24 protein-coding genes, 2 tRNA genes and 1 pseudogene are annotated in these 20,958 nt (G+C 65.1%); 10 read left to right on the plus strand and 17 right to left on the minus strand.

What is annotated here, in order from left to right; translation table 11 throughout:
- Positions 1–15 precede the first annotated feature (15 nt).
- From pstA to pstS, 3 genes are read right to left on the minus strand one after another with little or no spacing between them, the layout of a single operon-like run.
- Positions 16–900 (minus strand): phosphate ABC transporter permease PstA, encoded by an 885-nt coding sequence (gene pstA, locus QTI51_RS10790; protein WP_116907373.1) that lies wholly within the window; start codon positions 898–900, stop codon positions 16–18.
- Entirely contained in the window at positions 897–1,979 is a 1,083-nt protein-coding gene (gene pstC / locus QTI51_RS10795; protein ID WP_116907372.1) for a phosphate ABC transporter permease subunit PstC, read from the minus strand. Before pstC ends, pstA begins: the two co-directional genes overlap by 4 nt.
- A gap of 30 nt (positions 1,980–2,009) precedes the next feature.
- Positions 2,010–3,044 carry a phosphate ABC transporter substrate-binding protein PstS gene (gene pstS / locus QTI51_RS10800; RefSeq protein ID WP_116907371.1) on the minus strand — a complete coding sequence of 345 codons (1,035 nt, stop codon included), beginning with the start codon at positions 3,042–3,044 and terminating at the stop codon, positions 2,010–2,012.
- Between the two features lie 275 nt (positions 3,045–3,319).
- Here pstS and QTI51_RS10805 point away from each other — a divergent pair, with 275 nt between their 5' ends.
- A complete protein-coding gene (locus QTI51_RS10805) occupies positions 3,320–4,840 on the plus strand; it encodes a Ppx/GppA phosphatase family protein (RefSeq protein WP_116907370.1) in 1,521 nt (506 codons plus the stop codon).
- Positions 4,841–4,868: 28 nt separating this feature from the next.
- Here the strand turns inward: QTI51_RS10805 and QTI51_RS10810 are convergent, their stop codons facing one another.
- The 3 genes from QTI51_RS10810 to QTI51_RS10820 all read right to left on the minus strand — a co-directional run bounded on the left by QTI51_RS10810 (position 4,869) and on the right by QTI51_RS10820 (position 8,630).
- Complete coding sequence (locus QTI51_RS10810; protein WP_207786607.1) at positions 4,869–5,330, minus strand: SixA phosphatase family protein; 462 nt, start codon at positions 5,328–5,330, stop codon at positions 4,869–4,871.
- 19 nt (positions 5,331–5,349) lie between these two features.
- The gene (ppk1, locus tag QTI51_RS10815; protein ID WP_116907368.1) at positions 5,350–7,488 is read right to left on the minus strand and encodes a polyphosphate kinase 1; all 2,139 of its coding nucleotides are present in this window, start codon (positions 7,486–7,488) and stop codon (positions 5,350–5,352) included.
- Between the two features lie 191 nt (positions 7,489–7,679).
- Complete coding sequence (locus tag QTI51_RS10820) at positions 7,680–8,630, minus strand: GNAT family N-acetyltransferase (protein WP_116907367.1); 951 nt, start codon at positions 8,628–8,630, stop codon at positions 7,680–7,682.
- Positions 8,631–8,808: 178 nt separating this feature from the next.
- On the opposite strand from QTI51_RS10820, the gene QTI51_RS10825 reads away from it, so the two are divergent.
- The 6 genes and pseudogenes from QTI51_RS10825 (at position 8,809) to QTI51_RS38940 (ending at position 12,879) form a co-directional block, all read left to right on the plus strand.
- Entirely contained in the window at positions 8,809–10,488 is a 1,680-nt protein-coding gene (locus QTI51_RS10825) for an FAD-dependent oxidoreductase (RefSeq protein WP_165840260.1), read from the plus strand.
- 106 nt (positions 10,489–10,594) lie between these two features.
- The gene (locus QTI51_RS10830) at positions 10,595–11,299 is read left to right on the plus strand and encodes a glutathione binding-like protein (protein WP_116907366.1); all 705 of its coding nucleotides are present in this window, start codon (positions 10,595–10,597) and stop codon (positions 11,297–11,299) included.
- Between the two features lie 35 nt (positions 11,300–11,334).
- Positions 11,335–11,411: transfer RNA gene (locus tag QTI51_RS10835), tRNA-Pro, on the plus strand.
- A gap of 229 nt (positions 11,412–11,640) precedes the next feature.
- A complete protein-coding gene (locus QTI51_RS38935) occupies positions 11,641–12,027 on the plus strand; it encodes an Arm DNA-binding domain-containing protein (RefSeq protein ID WP_353506517.1) in 387 nt (128 codons plus the stop codon).
- Positions 12,028–12,039: 12 nt separating this feature from the next.
- Positions 12,040–12,216: pseudogene (locus tag QTI51_RS39070) on the plus strand (phage integrase central domain-containing protein); the annotation flags it as partial.
- Positions 12,217–12,273: 57 nt separating this feature from the next.
- Positions 12,274–12,879 (plus strand): tyrosine-type recombinase/integrase, encoded by a 606-nt coding sequence (locus QTI51_RS38940; protein WP_503011499.1) that lies wholly within the window; start codon positions 12,274–12,276, stop codon positions 12,877–12,879.
- A 16-nt stretch (positions 12,880–12,895) separates the two neighbouring features.
- Here QTI51_RS38940 and QTI51_RS10845 read toward each other — a convergent pair whose 3' ends face one another.
- Positions 12,896–13,336: a hypothetical protein gene (locus QTI51_RS10845; RefSeq protein ID WP_132748724.1), complete on the minus strand. Its 441-nt coding sequence runs from the start codon at positions 13,334–13,336 to the stop codon at positions 12,896–12,898.
- A gap of 154 nt (positions 13,337–13,490) precedes the next feature.
- A complete protein-coding gene (locus QTI51_RS10850) occupies positions 13,491–13,961 on the minus strand; it encodes a hypothetical protein (protein WP_132748721.1) in 471 nt (156 codons plus the stop codon).
- 190 nt (positions 13,962–14,151) lie between these two features.
- On the opposite strand from QTI51_RS10850, the gene QTI51_RS10855 reads away from it, so the two are divergent.
- Complete coding sequence (locus QTI51_RS10855) at positions 14,152–14,832, plus strand: Abi-alpha family protein (RefSeq protein WP_116907363.1); 681 nt, start codon at positions 14,152–14,154, stop codon at positions 14,830–14,832.
- Between the two features lie 279 nt (positions 14,833–15,111).
- Here the strand turns inward: QTI51_RS10855 and QTI51_RS10860 are convergent, their stop codons facing one another.
- From QTI51_RS10860 to QTI51_RS10870, 3 genes are all read right to left on the minus strand, one after another.
- Positions 15,112–15,510, minus strand: a complete 399-nt coding sequence (locus tag QTI51_RS10860; RefSeq protein WP_286515858.1) for a DUF6258 family protein — start codon at positions 15,508–15,510, stop codon at positions 15,112–15,114.
- A gap of 8 nt (positions 15,511–15,518) precedes the next feature.
- On the minus strand, positions 15,519–16,568 hold the full coding sequence (locus tag QTI51_RS10865; protein WP_116907361.1) for an RHS repeat-associated core domain-containing protein: 1,050 nt from the start codon (positions 16,566–16,568) through the stop codon (positions 15,519–15,521).
- Between the two features lie 115 nt (positions 16,569–16,683).
- Positions 16,684–17,415 (minus strand): GAF domain-containing protein, encoded by a 732-nt coding sequence (locus QTI51_RS10870; protein WP_116907360.1) that lies wholly within the window; start codon positions 17,413–17,415, stop codon positions 16,684–16,686.
- A 21-nt stretch (positions 17,416–17,436) separates the two neighbouring features.
- Between QTI51_RS10870 and QTI51_RS10875 the strand changes: the two genes are divergently transcribed.
- Positions 17,437–17,513: transfer RNA gene (locus QTI51_RS10875), tRNA-Arg, on the plus strand.
- 343 nt (positions 17,514–17,856) lie between these two features.
- Positions 17,857–18,195: a hypothetical protein gene (locus QTI51_RS10880; protein ID WP_286515857.1), complete on the plus strand. Its 339-nt coding sequence runs from the start codon at positions 17,857–17,859 to the stop codon at positions 18,193–18,195.
- A 55-nt stretch (positions 18,196–18,250) separates the two neighbouring features.
- On the opposite strand, the gene QTI51_RS10885 is transcribed toward QTI51_RS10880, so the two are convergent.
- The 6 genes from QTI51_RS10885 to QTI51_RS10910 form a co-directional block, all read right to left on the minus strand.
- Positions 18,251–18,505, minus strand: a complete 255-nt coding sequence (locus QTI51_RS10885; protein WP_132748718.1) for a hypothetical protein — start codon at positions 18,503–18,505, stop codon at positions 18,251–18,253.
- A 155-nt stretch (positions 18,506–18,660) separates the two neighbouring features.
- Positions 18,661–19,026 (minus strand): hypothetical protein, encoded by a 366-nt coding sequence (locus tag QTI51_RS10890; RefSeq protein ID WP_503011500.1) that lies wholly within the window; start codon positions 19,024–19,026, stop codon positions 18,661–18,663.
- 371 nt (positions 19,027–19,397) lie between these two features.
- Positions 19,398–19,598: a hypothetical protein gene (locus QTI51_RS10895; protein WP_132748715.1), complete on the minus strand. Its 201-nt coding sequence runs from the start codon at positions 19,596–19,598 to the stop codon at positions 19,398–19,400.
- A 69-nt stretch (positions 19,599–19,667) separates the two neighbouring features.
- Complete coding sequence (locus QTI51_RS10900) at positions 19,668–20,021, minus strand: hypothetical protein (RefSeq protein WP_116907357.1); 354 nt, start codon at positions 20,019–20,021, stop codon at positions 19,668–19,670.
- A gap of 64 nt (positions 20,022–20,085) precedes the next feature.
- Positions 20,086–20,346: a hypothetical protein gene (locus QTI51_RS10905; RefSeq protein WP_116907356.1), complete on the minus strand. Its 261-nt coding sequence runs from the start codon at positions 20,344–20,346 to the stop codon at positions 20,086–20,088.
- 256 nt (positions 20,347–20,602) lie between these two features.
- Positions 20,603–20,896, minus strand: coding sequence for a hypothetical protein (locus QTI51_RS10910; RefSeq protein ID WP_286515855.1), 294 nt, complete (start codon positions 20,894–20,896; stop codon positions 20,603–20,605).
- Positions 20,897–20,958 lie beyond the last annotated feature (62 nt).

The raw sequence follows: 20,958 nt of genomic DNA on the forward strand, positions 1-20,958 counted from the left end.
CGTCTTCTTTGTTGTTCAGAGTTTGGTGCGCGTCAGCACACGCGCCAGGATGTTGAGGGCAAGCACGGCCACGGTGATCAGGAACACGCCGGCCCATGCCAGCTGTTGCCAGTTCTCGTACGGGCTCATTGCAAACTTGAAGATCGTGACCGGCAGGCTGGCCATCGGCTGGCTGATGTCGGCGGTCCAGAACTGGTTGTTCAGCGCGGTGAACAGCAGCGGCGCGGTTTCACCCGCGATGCGCGCCACGGCCAGCAGAATGCCCGTGACCACACCGGCGCGCGCGGCACGCAGCGTGATGCTCAGGATGACTTTCCACTTCGGCGTGCCCAGTGCGTAGGCCGCTTCGCGCAGGCCCGGCGGCACCAGCTGCAGCATGTTCTCGGTGGTGCGGATGACCACCGGAATCACGATCAGCGCGAGCGCCAGCGCACCGGCCAGGCCCGAGAAGGTCTTGAAGTAGGCCACCACCACGGCGTAGACGAACAGGCCGATCACGATCGACGGCGCCGACAGCAGGATGTCGTTGACGAAGCGCGTCACCGAGGCGAGCCAGCCCTTGGGGTTGTACTCGGCCAGGTAGATGCCGGCCATGATGCCGATGGGCGTGCCCACGAAGGTGGCCAGCATCACCATCACGAACGAGCCGAAGATGGCGTTGGCGATGCCACCCACCTCGTTCGGCGGCGGCGTCATTTCGGTGAAGGTGGCCAGTGCCAGCCCGCCGATGCCCTGGCGCAGCGTTTCCCACAGGATCCACACCAGCCAGAACACGCCGAAGGCCATCGCGGCGAGCGACAGCGTGAGCGCGATCTTGTTGACACGGTTGCGCGAGGCGAAACGCGCCTGGCGCGTTTCGGCCAGCGTCTTGGCATTCATCAGGTTTTGCGCGGTGCTCACGACTTGGTTCCTTCGCTCTTCTTCATCTGTGCCAGCAGCATCTTCGAGAGCGACAGCACGACGAAGGTGATGAAGAACAGCACGAGGCCGAGGTACATCAGCGCGGCCTGGTGCAGGCCGGCGCCGGCTTCGGCGAATTCGTTGGCCAGTGCCGAGGTGATGCTGTTGGCAGCCTCGAACACCGACAGCGAGTTGAGCTGGTTCATGTTGCCGATCACGAACGTGACCGCCATCGTTTCACCCAGCGCCCGGCCCAGGCCGAGCATGATGCCGCCGACGACGCCGGCCTTGGTGTAGGGAAGCACGACCTTGGAGACGACCTCCCAGGTGGTGGAACCCAGCCCGTAGGCCGACTCCTTCAGCAGCGGCGGGGTCACTTCGAACACGTCGCGCATCACCGAGGCGATGAACGGAATGATCATGATCGCCAGGATGATGCCGGCCGACAGAATGCCGATGCCCACGGGCGGGCCGGAGACCAGCGCGCCCAGGTACGGGATGCCGCCGAGCAGCTTCTGCAGAGGCTGTTGCACCCAGGTCGACAGGATGGGGCCGAACACCAGCAGGCCCCACATGCCGTACACGATGGAGGGCACGGCGGCCAGCAGTTCAATGGCGGTACCCAACGGGCGCTTGAGCCAGTTGGGCGAAAGTTCGGTCAGGAACAGCGCGATGCCGAAGCTCACGGGCACGGCGATCACCAGCGCGATGAACGAGGTGGCCAGCGTGCCGTAGATCATCACGAGGCCGCCGTACTCTTCCTTCACCGGGTCCCACGTGCTGTTGGTGAGAAAGCCGAGGCCGTACTTCGAGATGGCGGGCCAGGCGCCGATGACCAGCGACAGCAGGATGCCGATGAGCATCGCGAGCGTCAGCAGCGCGGCGCCCTTGGCGGCCCAGCCGAACAGGCGGTCGGCCATCGGGCCGGAGCGGGGGGCCTTCACGGGCGGTGGAGGGGCGGTGGCGCGACCGCGCTCGGCCGCGAGGTCGAGGGAGGTGGCTGCGGCGGGAAAGGTGGATGACACAGGTCGCTCCGGCAAAGACGAAAGCGGCGCGTCCTTGAGCGAGGAATTGCTCATGGGCGCGCCGGTCTGGACTGATGGTTGGATTTACTTGAACGCGACGGCCTTGCCCGACGCGTCCTTCACATCGCCCCATGCCTTGGCAATGGTGGCCTTCACGGCGTCAGGCATCGGCACGTAGTCGAGGTCGTCGGCCGTCTTGTCGCCGCTCTTGTAGGCCCAGTCGAAGAACTTCAGCACGGTGGTGGCGTTGGCGGGCTTGTCCTGCACCTTCTGCAGCAGGATGAAGGTCGCGCCGGTGATGGGCCATGCGCCCTTGTCGGCCTGGTTGGTCAGCACCTGGTAGAAGCTCTTGTTCCAGTCGGCGCCGGCGGCAGCGGCCTTGAAGGCGGTGTCGTCGGGCGAGACGAAGTTGCCGGCGGCGTTCTGCAGCTGGGCGTAGGTCATCTTGTTCTGCTTGACGTAGGCGTACTCGACGTAGCCGATCGAGTTGGGCAGGCGGTTCACGAAAGCGGCGACGCCTTCGTTACCCTTGCCACCCGCGCCGGTGGGCCAGTTCACGGCCGTGCCTTCGCCGACCTTGCTCTTCCACTCGGCGTTGACCTTGCTCAGGTAGTTGGTGAACAGGAAGCTGGTGCCCGAACCGTCGGCGCGGCGAACCGGGGCGATGGCGGCGTCAGGCAGGGCCAGCGAACCGTTCAGCGCCTTGATGGCGGGGTCGTTCCACTTGGTGATCTTGCCCAGGTAGATGTCGCCCAGCACCTGGCCGTTGAGCTTCAGCTCGCCGGGCTTGATGCCGGTGATGTTGACCACGGGAATCACGCCGCCGATGACGGTGGGGAACTGCATCAGGCCCTTGGCTTGCAGTTCTTCGTCCTTCAGGGGAGCGTCGGAAGCGCCGAAGTCGACGGTCTTGGCTTCGATCTGCTTCAGGCCGGCGCCCGAACCGACCGACTGGTAGTTGATCTTGACGCCGGTGGCCTTGTTGAAGTCGGAAGCCCACTTGGCGTACAGCGGTGCCGGGAAGCTGGCGCCGGCGCCGGTCACGTCTTGCGCGAAGGCGGGAATGGTGAACATCGCGGCCAGCAGGCCAGCGGTTGCAAATTTGAACGTCGTTTTCATGAAGCTTCCTTTAGAAGTAAGAAGTAGTCCCTTTGGGGGCTTGGCACGGACTCTAAAAAGCTTGTGTGACATCGCTGTGACACCCCTCTGTCGAGGGAAAATGCCTCGATTCGCCTCGGGGTTCATATGACGCTGTCACAGAACCGTCATGCACCGCGCCTAGCCTTGCCACCCTTGCCGCTGCGTGCAATCTCGAGGTGCGGGAAGGCGGCGCGCCCCGCCACGGCGCTACGATCCATAACAAAGACATCCCCCGCCTTCTTCACCGGAACCACATGCAAAACGGCACCCGCCTCGCGGCAGTCGACCTGGGCTCGAACAGCTTCAGGCTCGAAATCGGACAGGTCGACCATGGCCAGATCCACCGCACCGAATACCTCAAGGAAACGGTGCGCCAGGGCAACGGCCTGGACAGCGCACGCAACCTGACCACCGAGGCCATGCAGCGCGGCTGGGACGCACTGGCCCGTTTCGGCGAACGCCTGGCCGGCTTCAAGCGCGCGCAGGTGCGCGCCGTGGCCACGCAAACGCTGCGCGAAGCGCGCAACCGCGAAGAATTTCTGTTGCGCGCACGCACCATCCTGGGTTTCGGCATCGACGTGATCCCCGGGCGCGAGGAAGCCCGCCTGATCTACCAGGGTGTGTCGCACATGCTGCCGCACACCGACGCCTCCGACAGCGAGCGCCGGCTGGTGGTCGACATCGGCGGGCGCTCCACTGAAATGATCATCGGCCACGCGCTGGTGGCCGAACGCATGGAGTCTTACCGCGTGGGCAGCGTCGCCTGGTCGATGAAGCATTTCGGCGAAGGCCTGTTCACCCCCGCCGCCTTCCGCGCCGCCGAGGTGGCCGCCAAGGCCGTGCTCGACGACGCACTGGCAACCTACACGCGCGACCAGTGGGACGTGGCGTACGGCGCCTCGGGCACCATCGGCGCGGTCGGCGACGTGCTGGCCGCCTCCGGCGCCGAGCCCGGGCTGGTCACCCGCGAAGGGCTCGACTGGCTGCTCGACCGCCTGCTGAGGGCCGGCAGCGTCGACAAGCTGCGCATCGACGGCATGCGCGACGACCGCAAGGCCGTCATCGGCGGCGGCGTGAGCGTGCTGCGCGCGGTGTTCGACCTGCTAGGCATCGAGGAAATGAAGGTCGCCCAGGGCGCGCTGCGCCATGGCGTGCTCTACGAATTGCTGGAACGCGACGACAGCGTGGCCGACATGCGCACCGCCACGGTAGCGCGGCTGGCCAACCGCTTCACGGTCGACGCGGCACAGGCCAAGCGCGTGGGCGACACGGCCGCGGCGCTGTTCGTGCAGCTTTCGCCGGCCGCGCGCGGCGGCAGCACCGCCAGCCGCGCGGGCCGGGCCCTGCGCAAGCTGGGCTGGGCGGCGCAGCTGCATGAAATTGGCACGCAGATTTCACACAGCGACTATCACAAGCACGGCGCCTACATTCTCGACAACACCGACGCCCCGGGCTTCGCGGTCAACGAGATGCATGCGCTGGGCCAGCTGGTGCTGGGCCAGCGCGGCAAGCTGCGCAAGCTGGAAGTGGCGCTGGACGACGAAACCTTCGTGATGCAGCTGCTCGCGCTGCGGCTCTCGATCATCCTGTGCCACGCGCGCCGCGACCCCGATCCGCAGGCGCTGCACCTCGCGGCGCTGGGCGCGCGGGCCTTCACCATCGTGTGCGCGCCGGACTGGGCGGACGCCTATCCGCAGTCGGCGCACCTGCTGCGCGAAGAAGTGCTGGCCTGGCAGAAGACCAGCAGCTGGCGCGTGGAGCTCAACGGCTGCTGAGCCGGCGAGAGAACCAGCGCAGCTCGTTCTAGAGCAGCTCGGGCGACTGCACCGTCACCACGACGGTCTGCACGTCGCCGTCGCGCTCGCGCGTGCGAATCCACCACAGCGCGCCCTTGCGCACCGGGCAGCTGTCCTGCTTCAGGCCCAGCAGCAGCGAAATCGCCTGCCCCACCGAGGGCTGGTGGCCGATCAACAACACCACCGACTTGCCGTTGGGCCAGCCGGCCGCGCCCAGCAGGGTCTCGGCCGTGGTCTCGGGCGACAGTTCAGGGCGCACCTTGTATTTACGCCCGAGCGCCAGCGCCGTCTGCTCGCAGCGCCGCGCCGGGCTGCAGATGATGCGGGTGCCGTCGGGCAGTTGGCGGTCGAGCCAGCTGGCCATGCGCTTGGCCTGCTTCTCGCCGCGTGCGGTGAGCGAGCGTTGCATGTCGTCGCAACCCTCGGTCCAGTCCTCGGCTTCGGCATGGCGCCAGAAGATCAAGTCCATGGTCATCGTCTTTCGGTCGTCAGTTGCTGGATGCATCTCTGAGATGCCCTCTGGATGCGTAGCGGTTCATGAGCGCAGCCTGCGCGCCGTGGGCCTCGATGGCGCGCGAGGCGCCCTCTTCGCCCGGGTGCGTGTCGTGGTCGATGCGTGTGTAGATGCCGTCCGCGCCCAGGTCCCAGGCGTCGCGCCCGTCGTGCAGGTACGCGACCAGGCATTCGTCGATCAGCCGCTGGCGCAGGCCCGGGTCGGTCACGGGCCAGGCGAGCTCGATGCGCCGCATCATGTTGCGGTTCATCCAGTCGGCGCTCGACAGGTACAGCGATTCGTCTTCGCCGCTGCGGAAATAGAACACCCGCGAATGCTCCAGGAAGCGCCCGATCACCGAGCGCACGCGGATGTTGTCGGTCAGCCCTGGCACCTGCGCCGGCAGCGTGCACGCGCCGCGCACGATCAGGTCGATCTTCACGCCCTGCTGCCCTGCGCGAATCAGCGCGCCGATGATTTCCTCGTCGGTCAGCGCGTTCATCTTGGCGACGATGCGCGTCGGCTGGCCGGCCGCGGCGGCTACGCCCAGCGCATCGATCTGCGCCACGATGTTCTTGTGCAGGTCGAAGGGCGCGAGCCACATGCGGTTGAGCTTGGGCAGCCGGCTCTGGCTGGCCAGGTGGACGAACACGGCCTCCATGTCGGCCGTGAGCAGCGGGTCGGCCGTGAGGTGGCTGATGTCGGTGTAGAGCCTGGCGGTGCGCGGGTTGTAGTTGCCGGTGGACAGGTGGCCGTAGCGGCGCATCTGCTTGCCTTCGCGGCGCGTCACCAGCAGCATCTTGGCGTGCGTCTTCAGGCCGACCACGCCGTACACCACCTGCGCGCCGATCGACTCGAGCATCTCCGCCCAGTTGATGTTGGCCTCTTCGTCGAAGCGCGCCTTCAGCTCCACCACCACCGTGACTTCCTTGCCCCGGCGCACGGCCTCGCGCAGCAGGTCCATCAGCTCCGAGTCGGCGCCGGTGCGGTAAATGGTCTGCTTGATGGCCAGCACCTGCGGGTCGAGCACGGCTTCGCGCAGGAACGCCAGCACGCCCTCGAAGCTCTCGAAGGGCTGGTGGATGAGCACGTCGCCGCGCTGCAGCCGCTCGAAGAACGACTGCGAAGGCGACAGCGTGACCGGGTACGACGCCGGGTACGGCGGAAAGCGCAGCTGCGGCTCGTCGAGCAGGTCGGCCAGCTGCGTGAGCCGGGCCAGGTTCACCGGGCCGTGCACGCGGTACAGCGCCTCGGGCGGCAGGTTGAACTGCGCCAGCAAGAAGCTCGCGAGCGACTCGGCGCAGCTCGCCGACACCTCCAGCCGCACGGCCTGGCCGTAGTGGCGGTGCTGCAGGCCCTGGCGCAACGCGGTGCGCAGGTTTTTCACGTCTTCCTCGTCCACCGCGAGGTCGGAATGCCGCGTCACGCGGAACTGCGAGAAGTCGCCCACCTCGCGGCCCACGAACATGCTGGCCAGGTGCGCGCGCACCACGCTCGACAGCGCCACGAACAGCGTCTTGCCGTCGGACACCTTCGCGGGCATGCGGATCAGGCGCGGCAGCACGCGCGGCACCTTCACGATCTGGATGGGGTTCTCGCGCCCGAAGGCGTCCTTGCCGCCCAGGCGCACGATGAAGTTCAGCGACTTGTTGGCCACCTGCGGAAACGGGTGCGCGGGGTCGAGCCCCACGGGAATCAGCAGCGGGCGCACCTCGCGCTCAAAATACTCGCTGACCCACTTGCGCTGCGCCGGGTTGCGCTCGCCGTGCGAAATGATGTGGATGCCGTGCGTGGCAAAGGTCGGCATCAGCTCGTCGTTGTACAGCGCGTACTGGCGCGCCACGAGCGTGTGGGCCGCCTCGGCCAGGCGCTCGAACGACTCGACCGTGTACGTGCCCTTGTGGTCGCCGGCGCTGCCTGCGATCAGGTGCGGCGCGGCGCGGACTTCGAAGAACTCGTCGAGGTTCGACGACACGATGCACAGGTAGCGCAGCCGCTCGATCAGCGGCACCTCGCGCCGGTGCGCCCAGTCGAGCACCCGTTCATTGAACGAGAGGATGCTGTGGTCGCGGTCGAGCAATGTGAACGTGGGCGCCGCGACGGCGAGCGACCGGTCTGCGGGGGCGGATGGCATGGGCACTGATTCTGGAGCAAGGGGCACGGGAGCACACGTAAGCGGAAATATGACAGTGTCGACGTCGTTTGTGACGTTCTCATGACATTCGCGTGACGCTCCTGAACCCCCTGTCGCAATGACCTTGTGGGGCTCCATCATGCCCGGAGGGTGGGCGGACGGCCCGTTGCCAGACGGGACGGCCGCGGGCTTCATGCGCCCAGGAAGTGCTTGCGGTAGCGCGCCGGCAGGTCGTCGATGCGCATCAGCATCGGCAGGTCGGCGGCGTTGAAGTCAGGGTCCCAGGCCGGAGCGCCCAGCACCTTCGCGCCCAGGCGCAGGTAGCCCTTGATGAGCGCCGGCGGCTCCACGTCGAGCGTGCTGTCCAGCCGCTCGACCGGCAGCGGCAGGCGCGGCTGCACCTGGTATTGGATGGGGGCCATGTGCTTGGCCGACACCTGGCGCCAGATGCTGGCGGCCGCGTCGCCGTTGGTCACGCCGTTGTGTGACATCGGGATGCTGGCGCAGCCGATCATCGTGTCCAGTTTGTTGCGGTGCATGAAACCGGCCAGCGCCCCCCACAGCGCGAGAATCACGCCGCCCTGGCGGTGCTCGGCATGCACGCAGCTGCGGCCCAGCTCGACCATGCGCTCGCGCAGGTCGCGCAGGCGGGTCAGGTCGAACTCGGTGTCGCTGTAGGTGCTGCCCACGCGGCGGGCCTGCGCCGGCGTGAGCACGCGGTAGGTGCCGATGACCTGCTGGGTCAGCTCGTCGCGCACCAGCAGGTGTTCGCAGAAATCGTCGAACAGGTCGATGTCGTGGCCGGCCAGCGGCGAGGACACGCGGGCGCCCATTTCGCCGACGAACACGTCGTAGCGCAGGCGCTGGGCGGCGCGCACGTCGTCCAGGTGGCGGGCCCAGCCCACCGTGATGCCTTGCCTGGGCTCGATGGCCGGCGGCAGGATGACGGCCGGCGCCTGGGGCACCGGCGTGCTGACCACGGCGGCCGCATTGGCAGAAACAACGGCGGAGACGGCAGCCGAAACAGCGGCCGACACGCCAGCCGACATATGGGTTGCAACGCCGGCAACGGGAGCGGGCCACAAGGCCGCGCGCAGCCCGATCTGCGAAAGCGGAAACGTCGGGTTGGGCAGTTCTTTCATGGGGAACCCTTTCTGCCGAGGGAGTCTGCGCACCTGGAATGAAGCGTGCATGTCAGTGAGATTGCAGGTGCATGACGGTGTTACAGGCCGTGCCGGGCGCAACCGACTCCGAGCGACGCGCGCTTTGCACGCACTTCGTCGTCTAATGCGCAAGATTCGCGACATGGAGCTTTCACGCATGGCAACCGACGCAAACGGCACCGACAGCAGCCGCATCCACCAGACCTTTCCCGTCCTGAGCGACACCGAGATCGCGCGCATTGCGCGCTTCGGCAGCGTGCAGCAGTTTGCGCGCGGCACCCGCCTGTTCACGGCCGGCGAGACCGGGCCCGGCATGTTCGTGTTGCTGAAAGGCGTCGTGAGCGTCACGCAGCGCGACGGCCTGGGCCACGTGGTGCCCGTGGTGCGGCAGGGGCCCGGCGAGTTCCTGGCCGAAGTCGGCCAGCTCAGCGGCCGCCCTGCCCTGGTCGACGGCCACGCCGACGAAGACGTGGAGGCGCTGCTCGTCTCGCCCGCGCAACTGCGCGCGCTGCTGGTGGCCGAAGCCGACCTGGGCGAGCGCATCACGCGCGCGCTGATCTTGCGGCGCGTGGCGCTGATCGAGTCCGGCGCCAGCGGGCCGGTGCTGATCGGCCAGCCGCAGTCGCCCGACATGGCGCGGCTGGAAAACTTCTTGCGCCGCAACGGCTACCCCTACCACCTGGTCGACGCCAACGAAGACCCCGACGCCGCCGCCCTGCTCTCGCAGTACGGCGCCGGCGACCTGCTGGCCGTGTGCCCCGACGGCTCGGTGCTGGTGAACCCGAGCGACGACGGCCTGGCGCGCTGCCTCGGCATGGTCGACACCGCGGCGCGCGACGAGCTGTTCGACGTGGCCGTGGTCGGCGCCGGGCCGGCCGGCCTGGCAACCGCCGTGTATGCCGCCTCGGAAGGCCTGCGCGTCATCGTGCTCGACTGCCGCGCCTTCGGCGGCCAGGCCGGCGCCAGCGCGCGCATCGAGAACTACCTGGGCTTTCCGACCGGCATCTCCGGGCAGGCGCTGGCCGGCCGCGCCTTCGTGCAGGCGCAGAAGTTCGGCGTCGAGATGCTCATACCGGCCAAGGTGCTGTCGCTGGACTGCTCGCGCGAGAACGCGCTCGAATGCCTGCGCATTGCGCTGGCCGACGGCCGCACCATCAATGCACGCACCGTCGTCATTGCCAGCGGCGCGCGTTACCGGCGCCCCGAGGTGCCGCGCCTGGCCGAGTTCGAGGGCCGCGGCATCTGGTACTGGGCCTCGGCCATCGAGGCGAAGATCTGCGCGCAGCAAGAGGTGGCGCTGGTCGGCGGCGGCAACTCGGCGGGCCAGGCCGCGGTGTTCCTGTCGCGCCATGCGGCCAAGGTGAACGTGCTGGTGCGCGGCCCCTCGCTGGCGGCCAGCATGTCGCGCTACCTCATCGATCGCATCGAGGCCACGCCCAACATCGAGCTGCACCCGCACACCGAACTCGTGCGCCTGAACGGCGGTGCCGACACGGGCCTGACGGGCGCGACCTGGCGCTGTCACACGAGCGGCGCCGAACATGACTGCCCGGCGCACAACATCTTTCTGTTCGTGGGCGCGGAGCCCGAGACCTCATGGCTCGAAGGCTGCGGCGTGTCGGTCGACAAGCACGGCTTCGTGCTGACCGGCGACGCCGCGAGCCGCGGCTTTCCGTCGCGGCCGGCCACCACGCTCGAGTCCAGCGTGTCGGGTGTGTTCGCGGTGGGCGACGTGCGCTCGGGCTCGGTCAAGCGCGTGGGCGGCGCCATCGGCGAAGGCGCGGCGGCGGTGGCGCTGATTCACCAGCATTTGTCGCAGGCTTCGGCGGTGGCTTGACGGCCCCTGCGCAGACGCGTGCCGCAGCGAATGCCCGCCGCGACACGCGTTTGAGATCGCACGTATATGCTGCCGGCTCGCCACCCCATCCACCGGAGCACGAGACATGTCCGCATCGCCCATCGAGGTCTATTCCTGGCCGACACCGAACGGCCACAAGATTCACATCATGTTGGAGGAGTGCGGCCTGCCGTACCACGCGCACCCCGTGAACATCGGCAAGGGCGACCAGTTCGCGCCCGAGTTCCTGCAGATCAGCCCCAACAACAAGATCCCGGCCATCACCGACCCCGACGGTCCGGAAGGCAAGCCGATCTCGCTGTTCGAGTCGGGCGCCATCCTCGTGTACCTGGCAGGCAAGACCGGCAAGCTGCTGCCCACCGGCGACCGCGAGCGCTACGACGTGCTGCAGTGGCTCATGTTCCAGATGGGCGGCGTCGGGCCCATGCTGGGGCAGGCGCATCACTTCCGCCTGTACGCGCCCGAGAAGATCGCGTACGCCATCGAGCGCTACAGCAACGAGGCCAAGCGCATCTACGGCGTGATCGACAAGCAGCTGTCGAAGAACAGGTTCATCGCCGGCAAGAGCTATTCCATTGCCGACATCGCCATCTTCCCGTGGCTGCGCAGCTGGGAAAACCAGGGCATCACCCTCACCGACTACCCGCACCTGAAGGACTGGTTCGACGGCATTGCCGCGCGCCCCGCGGTGCAGCGCGGCGTGAAAGTGCTGGCCGACCTGCGCCAGCCGCTCACCGGCGACGAGGAGCGGGAAACTCTTTTTGGCAGGACGCAGTACGAGAAGCGTTGAAGCGATGTTATTCCGGGCTAGAATAGAAGGCTTGTCGGGGTGTAGCGCAGCCTGGTAGCGCATCTGGTTTGGGACCAGAGGGTCGAAGGTTCGAATCCTTTCGCCCCGACCATCAGTATTGTCAGAGGCCGGTAACTAGTGATAGTTACCGGCCTTTTTCATTGGGGGATTTGCCTCAAGGCTGACATGGATCGGCAGCGAGCGACATTGACTGACGCGTTTTCCCGGGGGTACAACCGGGGGTACAGAGAGGCGTTTTGAAGGAAAGGCGGGGCCTGTACCCCCTTTTCCCTCTGACAACGCTCTCACACGCACCCCCACCACCCGGACGCTGTACCCCAATGTTGACCGATGCCCAATGCCGCAATGCCGTCTGCCCACCGCAGCGCAAGCAAGCCAGGTTCAGCGATGCCGGAGGCCTCTATCTACAAGTCAGCCCGGCCGGCTCGCGCCGCTGGTTTTGGAAGTACCGCACCGGCGGCGTCGAGAAGCAGCTCGCCTTGGGCAGCTACCCCGAAGTCAGCCTGACCGCGGCGCGCAAGGCCCGCGATGTCGCGAAGATCGAGAAGTCCGACGGCCGCGATCCGGTGCAGGCCCGCAAGCTTGCGAAGCTGAAGGCAACCGCCGTTGCATCCGACACATTCAAGCCGACGGCATTGGAATGGTTCGCCAAGCATGAGTCACGGTGGAGCAGTCACTACGCCATCCGCGAGAAGCGGAACCTTTAAAAGGACCTCTTCCCCTACTTCGGAACACGACGCGTCAGCGAGATTGAGCCCATCGAGCTGCTGGCGGCCCTGCGCCGCGTTGAAGAGCGAGGCGCCATCGACGTGGCCCACCGTGTTCTCATGACGGCCCGCGCGGTGTGGCGCTACTCGGTGGCCACCGCCCGTGCGCCGCGAGACATCACCGCAGACCTCAAGGGCGCCCTCACCCCGCACCAGAAGAAGCACTTCGCGGCCATCACTGAGCCGGTGAGGCTGGGGCAGCTCGTGCGCGTGATCCGGGGATACCAAGGCGGCCCCATCGTGCGCGCGGCACTGCAGCTCGCGCCCATGCTTTTCCAGCACCCCAACGAACTGCGCGGCGCCGCATGGTCAGAGATCGACTTGGACGCGGCCATGTGGACCGTACCGGCCGCGCGCATGAAACGCCGAAAGGCCGGCAAGGAGAACGGCGACCCGCACCTAGTGCCGCTGCCGACGCAAGCCGTCGAGATCCTGCGCAAGCTGCACCCGCTCACCGGCCACGGCGTCATGGTCTTCCCCGGTGAACGAAGCCACGAGCGGCCCATCAGCGACAACACCCTACGGGCCGCGCTGATCACGCTCGGCTACGGCCCCACCGTGCAGACGGTGCACGGCTTCCGGGCGACTGCCCGCACCCTTCTGGCGGAAACGCTTGAGGTTGACCCCCTGTTGATCGAGGCCCAGCTGGCCCACGCGGTCAAGGACGCCAACGGCCGGGCCTACAACCGCACCCAGTACCTGAAGCAGCGCGCCGCGATGATGCAGCAGTGGGCAGACTACCTCGACAAGCTGGCCGCGGGCGCCGAGATCATTCCGCTAAAAGTCGCTTGACAGCGTCATCAGGCCATCAGCCCCGGGCAACATACGCCGTTTGAAGCACGGCGGTTAGCAGTCCGGCAGCATGCTGGGGCACGTTGATATACAGGTCAGTGCCGGCAGTGTGTTTGATGCCTGTACGTCCGGTCTCCGCATCAAATTCGACTGAATCAACCTTGGAGATTTGTAGCGGGTCGAAGTCATCAAGCCTGTAAAAAGTAATGACGCCGAGCAGGTCAATATGCGGCTGGACCGACAGGACAGCTCTAACAGTCAAATCAAGGTATCTCACCTCGAAAGAGCGCCTGTTTTCAGTAAGCCCACTCACTTGCCATTTGAAATACGGGTTCGTTTCGCCGACCGCCTGAAGGCGGTCTCGGAAAGTAGAAAAGCCGAGCAAGATCGCTTCAAAACGCTCACTGATATCGGTGAAGAATTGAGCAGTAGCTCGAGTGTCGAGTGGTGATTCCATGTGTCCTCCAGGGGGTTCAGCTTCATCATATTGCGCTAATGCTGGAGCCAGGCTGGGGTTGGCTCAAAACTGAGCCATTTCACGGTGGATGACTTTTCAACCGTCCTGACCTTGTGGCGATCTTGGGGTGCCAGGAAAACTAGAGGCGACCGTCTCAGATCTCTGACGAGACGGTCGCGCAGATTGAAGGATTGATCAATTCGTCAATTTCACGCGCGCGGCGACCACCACCCAGATTCCAGCATCCATGCGGTGCGCCGCCCGATTCGGGACGTTTCGAGCACCACCCCCGATGCTTCCGCCAGTGGTGGATGTCGATTTTCTCGACCTCGGATGTTGCTAGCGCTCGCCGCGTGCGCACCGGCGATTCATACTGCGCCACCAACCCCAGGAGGTCTACACGCTCAAGATTGGCGGCGATCACACGCAGGCCGGCAGCGGCCGAGTCGTGCAATACACGGTCGAGTACGACCTCGACGGCAACACAGGGCACTGGCACGGGAACATCCTGCTGCGCGGCGGCAAGCGGCACACGCTGGCCGGCGGCGTACTGGCCAACGTGACGCGGAACACCATCGGCCAGGCCGTCGTGGCAGCGCGGGATGCGGAGATCGATGGCCTTCACCTGGAAACCCTGAACCGCGCCCACGGCACCTAGCCCGACAGGCACTAACCTCGGCACTAACCAGCGCGGCGCTAACCTGGCTTTGGTGCGTACCGTGCTGCGTACCGGCGCCTTGCGTACCGTTCTAGGGACACTCGGCGCTATGGCATCCTCGCCCAACTGGCGGTCACCCAACGCTGCAAGGCTAAGCATGGACGAAGAGGCAAAGGCGGTCGAAGAGATCGCCAAGACAACAGGCAAGGCAATTGACGCAGCCCGCGACGCTGGCGGCTTTATCGCAAAGTTCATTGCTGGGCCTCTCGAGCAAGGCATGGGAATTTTCGAGGACCGGCTTCGATATACCCGCTGGGAGCGCCAGCATCGCCTGATGCTGCGAGCCGAAGAGTTTTTGCGCCGGTCGGGCTTGAGCAGCCCCACTCGTGCGGTTCCTTTAAAGCTGGCGCTTCCGCTAATACAGGGAGCATCGCTCGAAGACGACGACATGCTGCAGGACCGTTGGGCGGCATTACTCGTCAACGCCGGAAATGCCGACTTCCCGTTCGAAATCCGCCGCGCATACGCTTCGATTCTTGAGCAGCTCACTTCGCTGGATGTTGCGGTCATGGACGCGATCTATGCGCTTCCGTTCGCGGAGTGCCAGCACGACGGCGTGCTGACTGCTCTTCTTCCAAGCACCGCTTCGATGGCGCCAAAAGGTCAGAATGAGGTCCTAGAACCTTCGAGCCATGTTTTAATTTCGCTGGCCGACCTCACCAGAGTTGGGTGCATTCGGCCGTCCTCTACATGGGGCGGGGGCGAGTCTTTTTCGAGGGTACTTCCGACGGTTTCCGCAAGGGCTTTCGTCGATGCTTGCCACACACCTGGCCCGTAGCATGGTGCCGCCGAGTGTCGCGCGCATGGCAAGCCGAGCCCCGCGTTAAATCGCTCTCTTTGGAGTGATTTAGACGGCGCCGACCTCCGAGCCTTCAAGACCAAGACCCGCAGTCACGGATCATCGGCAGCGGCAATCTGCTGGCATCGTTGATCCGGTGAGCACCATCCGTTCCTGACGGGGCTGCTCGGACCGTTGATTGCTCGGCAGCTGTTCGGACGGTGAAGAACACGGCCCAGCGTGGAAGCTGAGCGTGCAGCGCGCGCTTCGCAGTGCACTTTAATTCCGGATGCGAGAACCCTTGGAATCTTCCAATGCGGCGGTCCGAGCAAGAATGCAAAGCTGAATCTCTTTTTCATCGCCTTGCTTGTCAACAGATCCGGCGTTGATAACGAACTTGTTCATACCTGACTGCATGAAGTCTTCATAGATGGAAGCCCACTCAATCCAGTCGTTTGGTATACAGCCTGGAGGGGTAAACGTCACGCTCTCGACATCCTCGAAAACTAAAAATCCATCCACCAAATCCTCTGCCGTGTAGTTTTCCCACTTTTCGGAGCGCACGCGCGAAATGCAGTCAATCTGAATTTTTAACTCACGATTGCGACCGTCCATCACAATGGACTTGCATGCCCGGTCGCCCAAGTAGACAGAGCGCATGAATTTTTCAAGCTTCATGTATTTCCTTAGTTAATTGGCCAATGAGCATCTGAACTGGTGAATGGCACAATATTTCCAGTGGGACTGAGGGATGGCCCCTGACCGGACATTCCTGATCCTGTCCCCATCGCGTGCCCGTGGCCATTGGGAGTGGGGTTATTCGCGTGACCGACCGGATTCAACCGCATGTAATTCGAGCCATTGGGATATAGGGTATGGGTATCCACCCCGCCTGGCCCTCGAGGTACCGTTCGCCCTCCGACTGGCTCGACCATTACGTTGCCGCGTTGATCACCTATGAGTCTGCCTGGCTGCACACCATCCCTCGGGCAAGTCTGATTTCGTTCATATCCACGGAGCAAGGATCCAAGAATATTAACGTCCGCTCGCGAATATCCACTGCCTGATCCTCTGGATGGTCTTACCACGTCATAGGTAAATGATGGGTCGTATCGACGAATCTGCGAAAGAAGACCGCTGACCTGCCCCGCCGCAACCGACTCTCCGTAAGACACCGACAGCGGGCCGACCGCTGCTCGAGGAGGTCTTGCCTGCAATCCGTCTTCATCCAGGTAGTTGAGCGGGTCTGCGTTCACATAGCCAAATCGATTCCAGCCCCCGTCAAGGCCAATAGGGTCGCTCTGTGTATACCGTCCAAGGGTCGGAATGTAGGTCCTGTACCCGTTATAGAACAGTCCCGACTCTTCATCAGAGTACTGCCCTGGGTATCGCAGATTGAACTTCACGTCCGCGATGTTGGTGGTGCCCGGGTTTGGCGTCACCTCCAGATTCGCAAACCGGTTCTTCGCGAGCGTCGGCTTGTCTTCACCGAACGCGCTGTAGCTCCACTGCCAGACCGGTTGCCCACTCGCATTGCTGAGCTTGCGCGGCGTGTTCAAGTGATCGCTGTGTACTGCGAACGTCGCACCGTTAATCACCGCTGCGATCGGCATCGGCCCGTTGGCCGTCGGCAGGTAGATGTACTGCGCCTGGCCCGCGCTGTTCTGCCCGCCGCTGCCCACCTCCCCATCATTCAAGCGCTTTCGCCCCAAAGAAATCGTAATGCGGACAGTCATTCAAGTGGCTGTCCGCATTTTCGTTTCCGCTTCTGAATTCTTGCTGGGGCCCGGCCAACATCCCAGCCGCTTAGAAGCTCAGGCCGTCATTCCGAGACGGCCCTCCATCCCGAGACTACGAAGCAGCGCCCGAATCAGACGGGTACGGCGGAACATGGCCACCCAGCGCCAGGAAGCTGGCGACGCTGAGCATCAACTCGATGTCCACCTGAGCGACGTCGCGCGGAACCAGGTCGTAATGGCACAGCGTGCCAAGAATGTTGCCGAAGCTGTCCATGACGGGAACGCCGCAGTAGCTCAACACCTGTTCGCGCGCGGGATGCGAGCCCAGCCGAGCGTCGACCAATGCATTCGGCGTCATGAACGGCTGCCCGCTTTCGCGCACGTAGCAGCAGTACGTTGCGGTGTCGGGCACTTCGGTGGCCGTGAGGACTTCGGGATTTTCACGGTCGTAGTGCACGACCGCATTGGCTTTGCCGTTCTCGAAGCGCCAGATGCCGATGAAGCGGTAGTCGGTGCGCTTGAGCAGAAGCGCAAGGCCGTCGCGCACGCTGTCACTTCTGACCTTCACGGCAAAGTTGGCGAACGCACGGCTTTTTTCGGGATCCATCGATTGCTTCAGGCTGTACCGGCGGGCGCCAGTCTCGTAGACGATTTTGTCATGGTGCCCTGGCTTGGCCACGTAGGAGCATCTCTCGCGGTCTTCTGAATGTTGGAGACGCGAGACGGCCTGTACCGACGCGGCGTTGAACCGGCAGGCGTCGTCGCCCGGGAGAAAGTATGGAACTGGGTAGAATCCGCCGCTGCCGGCGCTGAACGAAAAGCGCGCCAAGCCATCGATCTGCATGGCTTCTTTCCGGCCTCATATCTGCCCGTAGCTCAGTTGGATAGAGCACCTGCCTTCTAAGCAGGTTGTCGGGGGTTCGATCCCCTCCGGGCAGGCCATTTCGGTCTCCAACCGATCTCGATTCCTCTAACCTTCAGCTGCTCGGCCCAACACCGAACGCCTCGACGGTCCAGACCACCTGCATCGTCCCCCGCATCCCCGCAGTACATTGCACCGATGCCCTCTTCCCCCGACCGCCGCATCACCGCCACGCTCTGCGCCGCAGCCCTGCTCGCAGCCTGCGCAACGCCCTCCCCCAACGATACGCCCCCGTCGCAAAGCGCCGCACCCGCCGCACTCGCCGCGAGCCGCGAAGCCAATCGACCTGGCCGCACACCGAAAGGCCCGGCCGCCAATATCTCCCCCGCCCAAGCCCTGACACCCCAAGCCCAAGGCCAGCGCGTGAAATGGACCGGCGGCATCAACGCCATCGACACCCGCGAGCCCGGCCGTCAGTGCTTCACGCTGCTGCATGCCACCTCCGACGCGCAAGGCGTGCTGCAGTGGCCGCGCGACGAGCAGCAGTTCGTCGCCTGCGGCGCGGGGTACTACGACAGCAAGCTCGTCGCCCAGTTCACCTTGGCGAGCTTCGAAGGCCGCGTGGCCGGGCAACAGACGGTGCTGAACAAGCCGGTTCCCGTCATCGAGATCGAGGCGCTGTACCTCTTCTCCGACTGCACGCAGGGCAGCGAGAACAGCCCCGAGTGCTACTCGGGCTACCTGCAACCTCAAAAGCCCTGACGCCTCGTCGCGCAATGCGATCGCGCGCGGCAAACCGGCATCCGGGCGCTCGCCCTCAGTGCACGCCCTCTTCGACCGCGAAGAACCTGCAAAGCCCGTTGCCCGTGTCGAAGTGCCCGGCGCGCGTGCGGTTCACCAGTTGACCGTCGAGCAGGCGGTACGAGACATCCGCGACCTTCGGGCTGTAGGACTTGTGAAGGCTGAGGCGCAGGAAGTAGGTCGTGTACTCGACGACCGTGCCCTCGCGGTCGTCGGCATCCACCACGTGGAACCGGCCGGTTTCGCGGATCACTTTCTCGTAGGTCGCCATGGCTTTCTCCAGCATCGGGGGAGTACAGAAACGGCCATGCGGTGACGCGGGCGTCTTGCAAGCAAACGCACCGCCTAGCAACCGGGCCTTCCAGACTGCTTTACGCAGCCCCGCCCGAAACGGATTCGTTGCCCGGTCGAACGCGCGGCTGCCGGTCAGACCGGCCGCACGTCGAAGAAGGCCTCGTCGGTGTCCCCCAGGTCGCGAAAGCCCGCGGTGCGCGCCGCGTCGTAGGCCTTGGCCCAGCGCTTGGCCATGGCGATCTCGGCCTTCGACAGGTCGCTCTCGCTCGACTCGCTGGCGTTCTGGAACGCGCGCAGCGCTGGCACCACGTCGTCGCCCAGTTGCCGGTCGATCTCGCGCCGGAAGCGCTGTTCGGCGACCTTCGAGGCGTCGGCTGCGGGGTGCGCGTAGTCGGCGAGCCGCACGGTGTACGTGACACGCGGCTCGACTTCGATGTCTTCGAAGCGGAACGGCGCTTCACGCGCTGCCCTCGAAGGCGGCGAAGGCGGCGACGACATGGATGCGGGTGGCTCGGCCACTGCGGCCATCGCTGTCACCGTTGCCACCGTTGCCATCGGACGAGCCGCCACAGGCACGTGACGCGTCACGGCAGGTGCATGACGCGGCATGGCCGCAGGCATCGCCGTCGCGGCGACAGCCCGTGGAAAGAAAAGCTCAAACTGGTTCATGGTTCATCGCCTCCAGCGCGTGGCGCACCCGTGAAAGGCCTGTTGCCAAAAAAGACTGTATGAATATACAGTTTTTGACCACAGTAAACCAGCCCGTGCAAATGCCGTGTCAATGGGATGTCCCGCGGAGGCTGCGAGCCAGACAGTGCAAGCCGCCCCCGCGGCCCGCGCGAGGCCGCTCAAGCCCGAAGCGCCCGCTCTCAGCGCCGACCGTCGTAGATCATTCGCCAGACATTGCAGCCGCTCGGGCATGCAGGGCCTGTCTGGGTCGAATTCAGCTCGGCGGAGGCGACGGGCGAGGCCGAAAGCGCAGCGCCGCCGCGGTCGCTGGCCGGTGCGGGCGTGCCGCCCATCACGAGGGCGGTCGCGCCGACCGCCACTACCTTTGCAACCATCAACATGTTTGTCTCCAACAGTGGGTCACAAATGCAACTTAGACCTCCGGGAGACAAAAATCGCGGGGATTTACCCTAGTCAGCCGAAGGTGCTCCGCCGGTTTTCCTCTCGACGGCTTCTGACTCTGTGCCTTTCGCCTCGACCTTCGCGCCAGGCCCGGCGGGCAAGTCGCCTTCCCGCAGCTTGCGGCCCACCCACATGGTTCCGGCCGCGTAGTCGGCCGCCCCGACCTGGATGCCGCCCACGGTGCGCAGCGCACCGGTGCCGTCGTCGGTGGCGGGGCCCTCGCCCGTGTACTCGCCGGGCACCAGCACCCTGCCGTCCTTGAGGAAATCGGCGATGACGAGTTCGCGCATGGCACGGCCCCAATGCCATTGCTTCTTGATGTCGTAGGGAGCCGGCTTGGCCGGGGCTTTGGATTTCTTCATGGAGGTTCGCGTCGCGCAAAAAAACTGGCACGAGCATAAGCCCGCATGCAGGCACGCCCTCCTGCTACTCGGCACACGGCCGCGCACCGTCCGCCGGCAACGCGGGCGGCGGCTCGGTGGCCTCGCCCGACTCCACGTAGTTCGGCTCCACCGGATGCACGATGACCGCGCTGGGCTCGCCATCGAACTTCACCAGCAGGTACTCGCCGCTGGCACCTGTGATCACGCCGAACTTGCCATGCAACTCGATGCGCCCGCCGCGTCGCGCGGGCACCTTGAAACGCACACGGATGTAGGGCAGGCCTACCCGGAAATACTCAACCATCTGGGCTCCCCGATTCTTGTCGGATCGGCCGACGTACGCATTCACCGGCCTGCAATGGATGCCGAAGGCGGCACCTGAATCTGCAAGCCATGAATTTCCCGCCCGGCCATGGCGAAGCATGTCGGCCAGAGCCTACGCTTGCTGAAAGCCTTTGGACATCCGCCGGGTGGCCGGGATGCGCTGCAAGGAGGTTCTGCCGATTGGCCTACGGGCGGCAAGCTCGTCGACCCGACCGCCCCCTGCATGACGGGCACCGCTACTCGAGCTCGCGAACCGCGCTGTCTTCGCGGTGCCCCGGCACATCGGCATCGTCCGCGCCTTCGCCCCCATCGGCGTCTTCACGCGGCCCCACGTTCAGGTCTTCAGACAACCCGCGCAGCACCGCATAGCCCGCCTGCAACGCCTCGGCGTAGGTGTGGAAGCCCTTGGCGGCCTCCATCAGCGGCTCGAACTCCATCGAATTGTCGAAGGACTCGAGCAGCACCCAGAAATAGTCGCCGCCGTCGTGCTGGTCGACGGTCAGTGCGATGGAGATGAGTTGGCCTGCCATGCGCGCATGGTGGCCTGCGCAAATTACAAATCGACGAAAGCCCCGTGACGCCTTCCTTCAAC

The organism is Variovorax sp. J22G73 (assembly GCF_030317035.1).
Classification (GTDB): Bacteria; Pseudomonadota; Gammaproteobacteria; order Burkholderiales; family Burkholderiaceae_C; genus Variovorax.

Excerpts from the sequence above, each read along its gene's own strand:
- pstC (WP_116907372.1), bottom strand. The coding sequence starts at position 1,979 with ATGAGCAATTCCTCGCTCAAGGACGCGCCGCTTTCGTCTTTGCCGGAG.
- pstS (WP_116907371.1), bottom strand. The coding sequence starts at position 3,044 with ATGAAAACGACGTTCAAATTTGCAACCGCTGGCCTGCTGGCCGCGATG.
- QTI51_RS10805 (WP_116907370.1), top strand. The coding sequence starts at position 3,320 with ATGCAAAACGGCACCCGCCTCGCGGCAGTCGACCTGGGCTCGAACAGC.
- QTI51_RS10810 (WP_207786607.1), bottom strand. The coding sequence starts at position 5,330 with ATGGACTTGATCTTCTGGCGCCATGCCGAAGCCGAGGACTGGACCGAG.
- ppk1 (WP_116907368.1), bottom strand. The coding sequence starts at position 7,488 with ATGCCATCCGCCCCCGCAGACCGGTCGCTCGCCGTCGCGGCGCCCACG.
- QTI51_RS10820 (WP_116907367.1), bottom strand. The coding sequence starts at position 8,630 with ATGAAAGAACTGCCCAACCCGACGTTTCCGCTTTCGCAGATCGGGCTG.
- QTI51_RS10825 (WP_165840260.1), top strand. The coding sequence starts at position 8,809 with ATGGCAACCGACGCAAACGGCACCGACAGCAGCCGCATCCACCAGACC.
- QTI51_RS10830 (WP_116907366.1), top strand. The coding sequence starts at position 10,595 with ATGTCCGCATCGCCCATCGAGGTCTATTCCTGGCCGACACCGAACGGC.
- QTI51_RS38935 (WP_353506517.1), top strand. The coding sequence starts at position 11,641 with ATGTTGACCGATGCCCAATGCCGCAATGCCGTCTGCCCACCGCAGCGC.
- QTI51_RS10845 (WP_132748724.1), bottom strand. The coding sequence starts at position 13,336 with ATGGAATCACCACTCGACACTCGAGCTACTGCTCAATTCTTCACCGAT.
- QTI51_RS10855 (WP_116907363.1), top strand. The coding sequence starts at position 14,152 with ATGGACGAAGAGGCAAAGGCGGTCGAAGAGATCGCCAAGACAACAGGC.
- QTI51_RS10860 (WP_286515858.1), bottom strand. The coding sequence starts at position 15,510 with ATGAAGCTTGAAAAATTCATGCGCTCTGTCTACTTGGGCGACCGGGCA.
- QTI51_RS10865 (WP_116907361.1), bottom strand. The coding sequence starts at position 16,568 with ATGACTGTCCGCATTACGATTTCTTTGGGGCGAAAGCGCTTGAATGAT.
- QTI51_RS10870 (WP_116907360.1), bottom strand. The coding sequence starts at position 17,415 with ATGCAGATCGATGGCTTGGCGCGCTTTTCGTTCAGCGCCGGCAGCGGC.
- QTI51_RS10885 (WP_132748718.1), bottom strand. The coding sequence starts at position 18,505 with ATGGCGACCTACGAGAAAGTGATCCGCGAAACCGGCCGGTTCCACGTG.
- QTI51_RS10890 (WP_503011500.1), bottom strand. The coding sequence starts at position 19,026 with ATGTCGTCGCCGCCTTCGCCGCCTTCGAGGGCAGCGCGTGAAGCGCCG.
- QTI51_RS10895 (WP_132748715.1), bottom strand. The coding sequence starts at position 19,598 with ATGTTGATGGTTGCAAAGGTAGTGGCGGTCGGCGCGACCGCCCTCGTG.
- QTI51_RS10900 (WP_116907357.1), bottom strand. The coding sequence starts at position 20,021 with ATGAAGAAATCCAAAGCCCCGGCCAAGCCGGCTCCCTACGACATCAAG.
- QTI51_RS10905 (WP_116907356.1), bottom strand. The coding sequence starts at position 20,346 with ATGGTTGAGTATTTCCGGGTAGGCCTGCCCTACATCCGTGTGCGTTTC.
- QTI51_RS10910 (WP_286515855.1), bottom strand. The coding sequence starts at position 20,896 with ATGGCAGGCCAACTCATCTCCATCGCACTGACCGTCGACCAGCACGAC.